Source organism: Aquitalea pelogenes, from assembly GCF_001515305.1.
Lineage (GTDB): Bacteria > Pseudomonadota > Gammaproteobacteria > Burkholderiales > Chromobacteriaceae > Aquitalea > Aquitalea pelogenes.
In genome coordinates, this window is the sequence record NZ_LNQV01000022.1 from 58,119 (window position 1) to 71,036 (window position 12,918).

Below are 12,918 nucleotides of genomic sequence, written 5' to 3' on the forward strand. Positions count from 1 at the left end.
TCAGTATCCGATCAGACGGCGTGACAGGGCGGAACTGAGGCCCGGATCACGATAGTTGAGGAATTCGGCAAGCCGGGGATAGCCGGCCTCGAACAAATCGCGCGGCATGCGCGCATCCTTGGCCATGTACAGGCGGCCACCGGCTTCGCGCACGATGGCATCAAGCCTCTCGAACAAGGCCAGGGTCGGAGCGCCCTTGTTGGGGAAATCCAGTGCCAGCGTCACGCCCGGCTGTGGAAAGCTCATCATGCCCAAGGCTTGGCGGTTACCGAAAGTTTTCAGCACAGCCAGGAAGGAACCTGCACCGGAGCGGGTAATTTCTTTCAACATGGCAGCGACGGCATCCTGACCTACGTGCCGTGGCACCACACTCTGGTATTGGTAAAAGCCGCGCGGGCCATAGATGCGGTTCCACTCCAGCAGATTGTCCAGCGGATAAAAATAGCTGGCATAGTGCTGGATACGGCGCCCGGTTTTACGTGCATGTGCATGGAAGTAAGCCGTATTGAAGGGGCGCAAGGACAGCGGATTGATGAGTGAAACCGGCGGCACCAGGGGAACCGTCAATGCCTTGGCCGCGGGTTCCGGTTGTCGGTTGTCTGCCGTGGCAGGATTGCCGCGCATGAAGATGCCACGACTGTGACTGCCAGACATGCAGTCGATCCAGGACACGGTATGTTCCCATTGTGCCTCGGAGGCATCGGCCAGCTCAAAAAAGTCATCCAGCGAATGGTAAGGACGGGTTTCCGTCTCCATCCACGGCCCGGCTACCGGCCGCAATTGCAGGCAAGCCTGGGTAATGACACCGGTCAGCCCCAGGCCACCCACGGTGGCGGCAAACCAGTCTGCATTCTCTGTCGGGCCGCACTCGATGACGCTGCCGTCGGTGCGCAGCAGGCGCAGCTGGCGGACATGGTCGCCAAATGAGCCGTGTACATGATGATTCTTGCCGTGTACATCGTTGGCGATGGCACCACCTACGGTCACCAGCTGGGTGCCGGGAGTGACCGGCAGGATCCAGCCCCGGGGAATGAAAGTGCGCTGGATGTCCCGCAGCAGGATGCCGGCTTCGCACACCAGCAGGCCAGTCTCAGGGTCGAATGAAACGTAGTGATCCAGCGCGGTGGTTTTCCACAGTGCACCCTGTGGATTCAGGCAGCTGTCGCCATAGCTGCGGCCCATGCCGTGTGGCAATGCACGTTGCCCATCGGCTAGCGGGGGCAATCTGCGGGTACTGGCAAGCATGCTTACTGCATGTGGCTCACCACTGAGCCGGCCCCATGAATACACCTTCATGTCATGCCTCCTACCGAACCGGCTAGCAGCAACAGGGCAAACAGCAGTCCGGCCATCAGGCTTGCCTTGTCCTTGACGGCAAACACCAGCGGGTCGTCATGCATTTCGCCGCGTGCCGCGCGCAGCCACATCCAGCTGATCCAGAACAGCATCACCGGCACCGTTCCCCAGATCCACTCCGGTTGACGGTACAACAACAGCACTTCCTTGCTGTTCAAATACATCGCTAGCACCAGTACGGCGGAAAATCCTGAAGCAACCCCCAGCATTTGCACCAAGGGCGCATCTGTTGAGTAATAACCACGGCCATGGGCCTTGTGCTTGTTGTGCAGGATCTGCATTTGCAGTTCGGCAAAGCGTTTGACAAAGGACAGCGACAGGAACAGGAAACCGGAAAAAGCCAGCAACCAGAATGACATGCTGATGGATACTGCTGCCGCCCCGGACAGTATGCGCAAGGTGTACAGAATGGCAAGCGTGAGGCAATCCACCAGCGCAAGTTGCTTGAGCTTGAGCGAGTACAGGCAGGTCAGCAGAAAATAGCCCACCAGCCAAGGCAGGAAACTGCCACCCACCTGGCAGGCAATGCCAAAGCTGGCCAGCAGCAACAAAGGTGCGGTAATACAGCCCTGCCAGACCGGGACCGAACCCGAAGCAAACGGACGCTGGCATTTACGCGGATGGGCGCGATCGCTTTCCAGGTCCAGCAAGTCATTAGCGATATACACCGACGACGCACACAAGCTGAAGGCGAGGAAACCCAGTAGCAAGGACAGCCATGCATCCATGTCGGCAATGCGATGGGCGGCAATCAAGGGAATAAACAGCAGGATGTTCTTCAGCCACTGGTGCATGCGCAATACGCGCCGCCAAACGGCAATGCCCTTGCAAGGACCGGCGAATACTTTTTCGACCTCTACGCAACTTTCAGCATCTTGCTGCACGGTAGCTGATGCATTCACCACGACACCCTTGCGTGCGCGCTCCCAGACTGCAATATCGGCAGTGGAGTTGCCAGCGTAATCGAAACCCTTTTCACCAAAGCGCTGCACCAGCGCATCAGCCTTGTTGGCTCCCGCCAGATTGACGGCCCCTTCGCTAGCCATCACCTCGTCAAACACCTGCAGGTGTTCGGCAATGCGCTGGGCAATTTTCTGGTCGGATGCAGTACACAGGATCAGCCTGCGCCCCTGGGCATGTTGCGCGCGCAGCCAGTCCAAAAAAGGCTGGTTATAAGGCAGGCTTGCAGGATTGAAATCACCCGCGGCAGCCACTTTTTCTTTTAGCACGGCCTTGCCTTGCAGTAACCAGCCCGGCAGGCAAAACGCGGCAAGCGGCTTGGACTTCAACATGCTCAGCGTGGACTCATGCAGCATGTCGGAGTAAATCAGCGTTCCGTCCAGATCGACACACAAGGGGGGATGAATATTCATTGTCAATTGTTACATCCTGAACAGCAAACACGGGGTAATGCATTGCAAGCTGCATGGGTAAAGTAAATGGACCGGTTCTGCCCAAACGCCAAGGGCCACCACCAACGGTGGCGGCTCAACATCCATCGCCTTGATCCGTCTTGGCCATGGCAATCATCTCCGCCAGCAAAGCACCGGCCACAAACAACAACAGCTGCAACATGTGATCACGGAAGATACTCTCGTTGAGCATGCGCCCCAGGAAACCACACACCATCAGCATCAGCATCAATCCGCGTACATCCTGCTGGTAACGAAAGCGTCGATAGCCGGTGACAAACAGGCTGGCACAAAACAGTAACCACAGCACAATGCCCGGCACACCCAGTGCCAGCCCAAGGTCGATGAAGCCGCTATGGGCATGCCCCAGATTATTCTTGATGCCCAAGCTAGTAGCAGCCTGGGCAAATACTTCGCGCATGAAGCCGAATCCAAGGGGATGGCTGGCAATCATGTCCAGACCACTGTGAATCCAGGCCACGCGTTTGAAGGCCGAGTCATCCACCGGTTCGCCGTTTGACATCAGCGGCAGGGGGCCGATCTGCGTCCAGCTGGGGTGATGCTGGTAGTCCCAGCCTGCAGCCACCGATTCGGTAAACGCCAGATTGCGACTGTCTTGCTTGATGGCATACACCACCAGTCCGCTCAGCGTTCCAATCACCACCAGCCAGATCAGCAATAACTTGGCCCAGCCATGCTTCACCCCCTGGAAAATGGAATATAACAGCAGCATGGAAAAGCTGAGGTAGACCATGCCTATCATGCCGTTGCGCGCAGCAGCATGCAGGCTGACGAACACGAACAAGGCCAGAATGGCCAGCAGCCATGGTTTGCTGATGCGGCTGACCCGTTGCCTGCCCCAATGACCAAAACACAGGGTGGCGACAACAAATGCCAACACGAAGTTGATCAGGAAGGTGAACTCAAGATACGTAGGTGTAGAAAATGTTTCTCGGTACGGCCAGGTACCTGTTGTAAGGTATTTGTAGGCTTCGATGCAAAACTCGGCCATCGCCAGAGCTATCCCACCGGCAATCACGACATCAATGATGGAAAACCTGCGCCATACCCGAAACAAAACCATTCCGATGAAAAACCACAATACAGCGATACCCAACTGGCTTCGTAATTCTGCCCTCGAGATATCTGGCCAGTGACTCAGAAACAAAGTATGTAAGGTTGCATACGCCATGAATAGGCCAAGAAACAGGATGGGATATTTGGCCATACGCACAACAGGCATACTACCGGCAATCAAGGGTAGCGCAAGTAATAGCAAACAGGCTTGCAATACATAGCGCAATGCGATGGTGTGTGAAACACTACAAGTGGCAACAAACAGGAACGATAAAAGAATAACCAATGAGCCATGCCATCGAGAATTCATCCAAGTATTGGCATTGAAATGACTAAACATGCAATCCTCTTAATTCTTTGTTTCAGCCATATCATGTGAAATTTCTTTCTCATTGATATGTGGAAAATTATTATTCATGAGCCGGGCCAGCCCCTCGACCAAAGCTGGCAATGGGATTGAGTACACCGAAAACTCGCCTGACTGAACAACAACGGCATTAGGATTATTGGGCCCCCAAGCTCGGCTATTCAAGTAAGTTGATGTTCTGTCCTTTTCATACAGACCCAACAGCGGCTTGTCGAATGCAGCTGCAGCATGAACGATGGATGTATCTGGCGATATAACCACATCAGCATGCTTTACCAAGGCCACCGCAGCAAAATAGGTTTTAAATGGAGATTTATGCATGCCAACTGTAATGATGCCAGCCAGATCCTCCTGTTTTGCGGTCAGTACAATATTCCAGTCAGGATAATTCTCCTGCATGTAGGCAAGAATAGTATCCAGTTGCGCTTGCTCCAACCGGCGGTATGGACCTTCACCTTTCAGATTGATTAGCAAGGTTCGCTGTTTAGGCAGACTTTTAAGATAGGTTTGTACTTTGTCTTCTTCAACAGCATCAATATGAACATCATAATGTTTGTTGCAATCCTTGCAATCAATCTGCAATGCCTCCAGCAAAGCAAAGTTCCGCCATGCAGCATGCTGATTCAAGCTGAAATCTTCTTTCAAATTGACATCAAATACCGGGTATGATTCACGATTAAACCCAATAACATGTCGAACCTTGCTCCAACTCATCAGGACAATATCCTTGTAAGTTGGAACTTCATTTCTGAGGTCGATCAGCAGATCATACTTTTCCTTACGCAATTGCAAGGCCAGTTTGATTACCGAGAACAGCTTGTCGTTATGTACATGCAGTTGATCTACATGTGGATTCAATTTCAGCAACTCGGCATTGCGCAAACCTGCTATCACATCGACCTGCTTCCCCGCCAGTTTGAGTTCCCGAATGGCGATGGTGGATACGATCAGATCACCAAACTTGTCATTGTCTCTCAGAAAGAGGACTTTCCTGATGGATTCCGGCTTGAATACCGGAGCTGGGGCACGCTTCAACAGCCATAAGGCCAATTTGCCAAACATGGCTCTACGCTTTGCATGCAGGGGGCCTAATCTGATTTTCATATGGTTTCGGAGCCTGGAGGTTCAGCCGATATCTATGCAGCTGGCAATTATCGCATGATTCATGAAAAAAGCCCGCCAGACGGCGGGCTTCTTTACTCAAGCTATCAGGCAGTCCCTGCTTACCACACCTGCAGGTAGCTCAGGATGCCTTCTGCCGCCTGACGGCCTTCGAACACGGCACGCACCACCAGGTCGGCACCGCGTACCTGGTCGCCGCCAGCGAAGATCTTGGCGTGGCTGGTCTGGTACTTGAACCTGGACTTTTCCGAGGCGATGGTGCGGCCATTGGGCTGGCTGCTGATGCCGGCGCGGTCGAACCAGCTGGCTGCTTCCACCTGGAAGCCGAAGGCGATAATGACGTGGTCGCACTCGATGCGCTCTTCGCTGCCCGGTACGATTTCGGCATTGCGACGGCCTTTGGCATCCGGCTCTCCCAGGCGGGTTTCGGCCAGGATTACCGCCAGCGCGCCATTGGGCAGTTGCTCGATGCCCACCGGCTGGCTGTTCCAGCGGAATTCCACGCCCTCTTCCTTGGCATTGGCCACTTCGCGCTTGGAGCCCGGCATGTTTGCTTCGTCACGGCGGTAGGCGCAGGTGACGCGCTTGGCACCCTGACGGATGGCGGTGCGGTTGCAGTCCATGGCGGTGTCGCCACCACCCAGCACCACCACGCGCTTGCCGGCCATGGAGATGGCAGGCTCGCCTGCGGGCAGGGTTTCCATGCACTGGCGCACGTTGTTGACCAGATACGGCAGTGCTTCCAGCACGCCTGGCAGGTCTTCACCGGCAAAGCCACCCTTCATGTACTTGTAAGCACCCATGCCCATGAATACGGCGTCGTATTGTTCCAGCAGGGCTTCGATTTCGATGTCCTTGCCGATTTCGGTATTCAGCACGAATTCCACGCCCATGCCTTGCATGATTTCGCGGCGGCGCTGAACGACTGCCTTCTCCAGCTTGAATTCCGGGATGCCGAAGGTGAGCAGGCCACCGATTTCTTCGTAGCGATCGTATACCACCGGCTTCACGCCGTTGCGTACCAGCACGTCGGCACAGGCAAGGCCTGCCGGGCCGGCACCGATGACGGCGACTTTCTTGTCGCTCCAGATCACCTTGGACATGTCCGGACGCCAGCCAGCTTTATAGGCTTCGTCGGTGATGTATTTTTCGATGCTGCCAATGGTAACGGCACCGAAACCACCCTGGTTCAGCGTGCAAGAGCCTTCACACAGGCGGTCTTGCGGGCATACACGGCCACAGATTTCCGGCAGGCTGTTGGTCTTGTGCGACATTTCGGCCGCTTCGAACAGCTTGCCTTCGGTCACCAGCTTCAGCCAGTTGGGAATGTAGTTGTGTACCGGGCATTCCCATTCGCAATAGGGGTTGCCACAGGACAGGCAGCGCCCGGCCTGGTCGGCGGCGTCCACCTTGTGCAGCGGTTGATAGATTTCCTTGAACTCAATCTTGCGCACCGCGGCTTCGACTTTTTCGCCGGGGTTGCGGGAGAGCTTCATGAACTGGAATACGTCACCCATGATCGTTTCCTGACTGCGGGCCCGGCCTTGTAGATGGCAGCAGACCCTTTGTTTCCATTGCGGCGGGGCAGCAAGCCCCGCCCTTGATCGTCAATCCTTGAGCAGGCTGTCCAACGTGGCGGCCTTCGGCTTCACCAGCCAGAAGTAGTCCACGTAGTCGTCGAAGTTTTGCAGCATGGCGCGGCCGGTTTCAGAGCCGGTCAGCTCGACATGTTGGCAATCTTCTCCAGCAGGAAGGCACGGTACATGCCCATTGCTTCGCCGTTGATCAGGTGAATGTCGACCAGTTCATTGTTGTAGCGGTAGGCAAAGCGCTCGCCCGGGTCGTAGACGAAGGCGAAGCCACCGGTCATGCCGGCACCGAAGTTGTAGCCGGTTTCGCCCAGCACGATGACGGTACCGCCGGTCATGTATTCGCAGCAGTGGTCGCCCGCACCTTCGATAACCGCCAGCGCGCCGGAGTTACGCACGCCGAAACGCTCGCCGGCCACACCGGCGGCAAACAGCTGGCCACCGGTGGCGCCGTACAGGCAGGTGTTACCGATGATGATGGCTTCGCCGCTTTCATACGCCGCATTCTTCGGCGGGTAGATGGTGACGCGGCCACCGGCCATGCCCTTGCCCACGTAGTCGTTGGCATCGCCTTCCAGTTCCAGGTGCAGGCCAGGCGCGTTCCACACGCCAAAGCTCTGACCGGCGCTGCCGGTGAACTTGACCTTGAGACAGCCGAACGGCAGGCCAGCCGCACCGTGTACACGGGCGATTTCGCCGGACAGGCGGGCACCGATGGAACGGTGGATGTTCTCGATCGGGTAGGACAGTTCCAGCATCTGCTTGTTATGGATGGCAGGCAGTGCATCGGCCAGGATCTGCTCGGCCAGCTCGCCCTTGTCGAAGGACGGGTTGCTGTCGCTGATGCAGAAGCGCGGCACATCGTCCGGCACCGTGCCTTGCGACAGCAGCGGAGACAGGTCCAGCTTGGCTTGCTTGGTGGTTTCGCCTTCCAGCAGTTCCATCAGGTCCATGCGGCCGATCAGCTCTTCCATGCTGCGTACGCCCAGCTTGGCCATCCATTCGCGGGTTTCGCGGGCGATGAACAGGAAGTAGTTCATCACCATTTCCGGCAGGCCGAGGAAGTACTTGGAGCGCAACTTGATTTCCTGGGTGGCCACGCCGGTGGCGCAGTTGTTCAGGTGGCAGATACGCAGGTATTTACAGCCCAGCGCCACCATCGGGCCGGTACCGAAGCCGAAGCTTTCCGCACCGAGGATGGCTGCCTTGATCACGTCCAGACCGGTTTTCAGACCACCGTCGGTCTGCACCCGTACCCGGCCACGCAGGCCGTTGGCACGCAGTACTTGCTGTGCTTCGGACAGGCCCAGTTCCCACGGCGAGCCGGCATATTTCACCGAGGTCAGCGGCGACGCACCAGTACCACCGTCGTAACCGGAGATGGTGATCAGGTCGGCATAGGCCTTGGCCACACCGGCGGCAATGGTGCCCACGCCGGGCTCAGCTACCAGTTTTACTGACACCAGCGCGGTCGGGTTGACCTGCTTCAGGTCGAAGATCAGCTGGGCCAGGTCTTCGATGGAGTAAATATCGTGGTGCGGCGGCGGCGAAATCAGGCTGATGCCTTCCTTGGCATGACGCAGGCGGGCAATCAGGCCGGTGACCTTGTCGCCGGGCAGCTGGCCACCCTCACCCGGCTTGGCGCCCTGGGCCACCTTGATCTGCAGCACTTCGGCATTCACCAGGTAATGCGGGGTGACGCCAAAGCGGCCGGAGGCCACCTGCTTGATCTTGGACATCTTTTCGGTGCCGTAGCGGGCGGCGTCTTCACCACCTTCACCGGAGTTGGAACGGCCACCCAGACGGTTCATGGCGGTTGCCAGTGCCTCGTGGGCTTCCGGCGACAGCGCGCCCAGCGACATGCCGGCGGAGTCGAAACGCTTGAGAATGGCTTCGATCGGCTCGACTTCGTCGATGGAGATCGGCTGTTCGGCCAGTTTCACCTTCATCAGGTCGCGCAGCATGGCCACCGGACGGGTGTTCACCGTGTCGGCGTATTGCTGGTAGGCCTGGTAGTCGTCGTTCTGTACCGCTTTTTGCAGCAGCTGCACCACGTCCGGGTTGTAGGCGTGGTATTCCTCGCCGTGCACGTACTTGAGCAGGCCGCCTTGCGAAATCGGGCGCATCGGGTTGAAGGCGAAACGCAGCAGTTGTTGCTGGTCGTCCTCGAAGTCCTCGAAGCTGGCACCGGATACGCGCGACACGGTGCCCTTCAGGCACAGGTCCACCACGTCCTTGTGGATGCCCACGGCCTCAAACAGCTGGGCGCCGCGATAGGAGGCGATGGTGGAAATACCCATCTTGGACAGCACTTTGAGCAGGCCCTTGTTGATGCCCTTGCGGTAGTGCTGCAGTGCTTCGTTGATCTTGCAGTTGACCACGCCGCTGTTCACCAGGTCGATGATGCTCTGGTAAGCGAGGTAAGGATAAACCGCGGTGGCACCATAACCGATGACACAGGCCATCTGGTGCGCGTCGCGCACAGTGCCGGTTTCCAGCAGGATGTTGGTCTTGCAGCGCAGGCCGCTTTCAATCAGCGCATGGTGTACCGCACCGGTGGCAAACAGCGCATGGATAGGCAGACGGCCCTGGGTGATGATGCGGTCGGACAGCACCACGATCACCGTCCCTTCCTGGACGGCTTCGATCACGTGCTGGCACAGCTTTTCGATGGCTTGCTTGAGCGAGCTTTCGTTCGGGTCGTAGCACAGGTCGAAGGTGGTGGCCTTCAGGTACGGTTCCGGACGGGTGGTGACGCGGATGAATTTTTCGTGTGACAGCACCGGCGAACGTACTTCCAGACGCTTGGCGTGCTCGGCGCTCTCCTCGAACATATTGCGTTCCGGGCCAAACACGCTGTTGAGCGACATCACCACCGCTTCGCGGATGGGGTCGATCGGCGGGTTGGTCACCTGGGCAAACTGCTGGCGCAGGTAGTCGAAGGGCGAGCGCACTTTCTGGCTCAGCACCGCCATCGGGGTGTCATCACCCATGGAGCCGACAGCTTCCTGACCGTCTTCGGCCAATACACGCAGGATCTGGTCGCGCTCTTCAAAGCTGAAGTTGTACAGCTTTTGCAGACGGGACAGTTCTTCCTTGCTCACCGCCTCGATGCCGGCATCGTCCTCGATCGACAGTTCCAGATACTTGGCGCTGTCCTTGATCCACTGGCGATACGGCTTGGCGCTCTTGAGCATGGCATCGATGTCTTCCGGCATCAGCAGCTCGCCGGTAGCCAGGTCGGCAGCAAACAGTTGGCCCGGTTTCACGCGGCCCTTGCGCAGTACGTCTTCCGGCTTGTAATCCCACACGCCCACTTCGGAGGCGATGGTGAGGATATTATCCTTGGTCAGCACCCAGCGCGCCGGGCGCAGACCGTTGCGGTCCAGCATACAGGCGGCGTAGCGGCCATCGGTCAGCACGATGCCGGCCGGGCCGTCCCACGGCTCCATGTGCATGGAGTTGTATTCGTAGAAGGCGCGCAGGTCCTTGTCGGTGGAGTCGACGTTCTGCCAGGCCGGCGGCACCAGCAGGCGCAGCGCACGGAACAGCGGAATGCCGCCCATCAGCAGGCCTTCCAGCATATTGTCCAGGCTCATGGAGTCCGAACCGTCGGTCTGCACGATAGGGCGCACGGCGTCCATGTCGAGGTGCGGCGAGGCCATGATGCGCTCGCGGGCACGCGCCCAGTAACGGTTGCCCTGTACGGTGTTGATTTCACCGTTGTGTGCCAGGAAGCGGAAGGGCTGTGCCAACTTCCATTGCGGCCAGGTATTGGTGGAGAAGCGCTGGTGGAATACCGCCAGGCTGGATTCAAAACGCGGGTCGTTCAGGTCCAGGAAGAACTTGGGCAGGTTTTCCGGGGTCACCAGGCCTTTGTAGGACAGGGTGTGCGGCGACAGCGTGGGCAGGTAGAAGGACGGATCGTCCACCTTGTTGGCTTTTTCGGCCTGACGACGGCCCATGTACAGACGACGCTGGAAAGTCAGCTCGTCCATACCGAAAGGACAGTTCACGAAGACCTGGGAAATGGCAGGCAGGCTGGCCAGTGCGGCTTCGCCACAGGCGCTGACATCGGTCGGTACCACGCGGAAACCGGCAACTTCCAGTTGCTGGGCTTCCAGGAATTCCTTGAGGCGACGCAAGCTGCGTGCACCGATTTCACTGTCGGGGTGGTGGAATACCAGACCGGCGGCGTACACTGCCTTCAGCGCGATGTCGGCCTCGGCGGCCACTTCACGCAGGAAACCGTCCGGCTTGCGAAACAGCAAGCCACAGCCGTCGCCCGACTTGCCGTCTGCCGCCACCGCTCCACGGTGTGTCAGTTTGGCCAGCGAGGAGATGGCGGTTTCCACCAGCCAGTGGCTGGGTTTGTCGTCCAGTTGGGTGATAAGGCCGAATCCGCAGCTGTCCTGCTCGAAATCCGGGTGGTACAGGGTACCCTGCAACCAGCGCTGTCTGTCCATTGCTCTGTCCTGCTTATAATTGTGAATCGAATGAATTGATTCTAAGGGCAACTTGCTTGACCTTGCAACCAGTTATTGCCAATTTTCTCGCAACGCAATAACCTTTATTTATCAAAGACTTGATTTAAATTTTCGCCAAAAAAATCAGGGAAAACCCGTAAAAAAAGTCCATTTTTCTTCCAGTTTTGTGACACCCATATTCAAAATTACGACCCATTCTGGTGCACGACTGGCAAATCCAAAATGGCCAAAACCGCCAATTAATGAATATTGTAGGACAACATACATCTCTCACCATGCGTAGCGACAGCACTACAGCCCCCGCTCAGGATTTCGTGCGCCAGCTGGCCGACCAGGCCTTCTCGCGTTCGGCCGGAGCACCGCTGATTGCCGGCAATCAGGTCAGGCTGCTGTACGACAGTACGGACAACTTTCCGGCCTGGAAACAGGCCATTGCCGCAGCAGAAGAGTCGGTGTTCATCGAGATGTATATCGTGGCCAACGACGCGTTTGGCCGTGAAATCCGCCAGTTGCTGGCCGACAAGGCCGCGGCTGGCGTCAAGGTATGCCTGCTTTATGACTGGCTGGGCAGCTGGCGGCCATGGCTCACCGGCTTTTTCCGCCCGCTGCTGGCCGCCGGTGTCGAGGTGCGGGCCTACAATCCTCCCACGCTGACTGGCGGCCTGAGCCTGCTAGGGCGCAATCATCGCAAGCTGATCGTGGTGGACCGGCAGGAGGCCTTCATTTCCGGCTTGTGCATCAGTTCCAGCTGGGAAGGCCGGCCGCAAGACGGCATTGCCCCGTGGCGCGACACCGGCCTGTCCTTGCGTGGCCCGCTGCTGAGCGAGGCCATGGCGGCGTTTGCTGACAGCTGGGCCAGTTGTGGCCCGGCGCTGGACGCGCAATGGCTGGATTTTCCCACTCCCGTCGCGGACAGCGGCACCATTGCCGCCCGCCTGATTGCCACCACCCCGTCCACCGCCCACATGATGCGGCTGGATTTGCTGATTGCCAGTTTTGCCCGCCGTACCCTGTGGCTGACCGATGCCTATTTCATGGGCACCAGCACCTATCTGTCCGCGCTGAAACAGGCGGCGCGCGATGGCGTGGATGTGCGGCTGCTGGTGCCCCGCTCCAGCGACATCCGCTGGATTGCCACCGTGTCGCGCACCATGTACCGGCCACTGCTGGAATCCGGCGTGCGGGTATTCGAGTGGAACGGCCCGATGATTCATGCCAAGACCGCCGTGGCGGATGGCCGCTGGGCGCGTATCGGTTCGACCAACCTGAACATTTCCAGCTGGCTGGCCAATCGCGAAATCGATGTCGCCATCGAGGACGAATGCGTGGCTGGCGAACTGGCAGCCCGCTTTTTGCAGGATCTGGAACAATCCACCGAAGTGGTGCTCAGCGGTCACAAGCGCACACCGGTATTGACCCACCCGCGCCAGCGCCAGCAAGCCTCCTTCCTGTTTCCCAGTGCCGGGCATGCAGCGCGCAGCGGGGCCAGTGCGGCCGCCCGGCAGGCC

At 58.0% G+C, this 12,918-nt stretch carries 6 protein-coding genes and 1 pseudogene; 1 reads left to right on the forward strand and 6 read right to left on the reverse strand.

Annotated features, from left to right (window positions below):
- The 6 genes and pseudogenes from AWT75_RS11165 to gltB all read right to left on the reverse strand — a co-directional run bounded on the left by AWT75_RS11165 (window position 1) and on the right by gltB (window position 11,389).
- On the reverse strand, window positions 1-1,245 hold the full coding sequence (locus tag AWT75_RS11165) for an FAD-binding oxidoreductase (protein WP_204376990.1): 1,245 nt from the start codon (window positions 1,243-1,245) through the stop codon (window positions 1-3).
- Window positions 1,246-1,292: 47 nt separating this feature from the next.
- Entirely contained in the window at window positions 1,293-2,729 is a 1,437-nt protein-coding gene (locus AWT75_RS11170) for a UbiA family prenyltransferase (protein ID WP_062789187.1), read from the reverse strand.
- A 115-nt stretch (window positions 2,730-2,844) separates the two neighbouring features.
- Complete coding sequence (locus tag AWT75_RS11175) at window positions 2,845-4,185, reverse strand: O-antigen ligase family protein (RefSeq protein WP_082696061.1); 1,341 nt, start codon at window positions 4,183-4,185, stop codon at window positions 2,845-2,847.
- Window positions 4,186-4,194: 9 nt separating this feature from the next.
- Window positions 4,195-5,316, reverse strand: a complete 1,122-nt coding sequence (locus AWT75_RS11180; RefSeq protein ID WP_082086426.1) for a glycosyltransferase family 9 protein — start codon at window positions 5,314-5,316, stop codon at window positions 4,195-4,197.
- A 119-nt stretch (window positions 5,317-5,435) separates the two neighbouring features.
- Entirely contained in the window at window positions 5,436-6,851 is a 1,416-nt protein-coding gene (locus AWT75_RS11185) for an FAD-dependent oxidoreductase (RefSeq protein ID WP_045846674.1), read from the reverse strand.
- 90 nt (window positions 6,852-6,941) lie between these two features.
- Window positions 6,942-11,389, reverse strand: a pseudogene (gene gltB / locus AWT75_RS11190) (glutamate synthase large subunit).
- A gap of 296 nt (window positions 11,390-11,685) precedes the next feature.
- Between gltB and AWT75_RS11195 the strand changes: the two are divergent.
- On the forward strand, window positions 11,686-12,918 hold a 1,233-nt coding region (locus AWT75_RS11195; RefSeq protein WP_062789189.1), incomplete at its 3' end, for a phospholipase D-like domain-containing protein.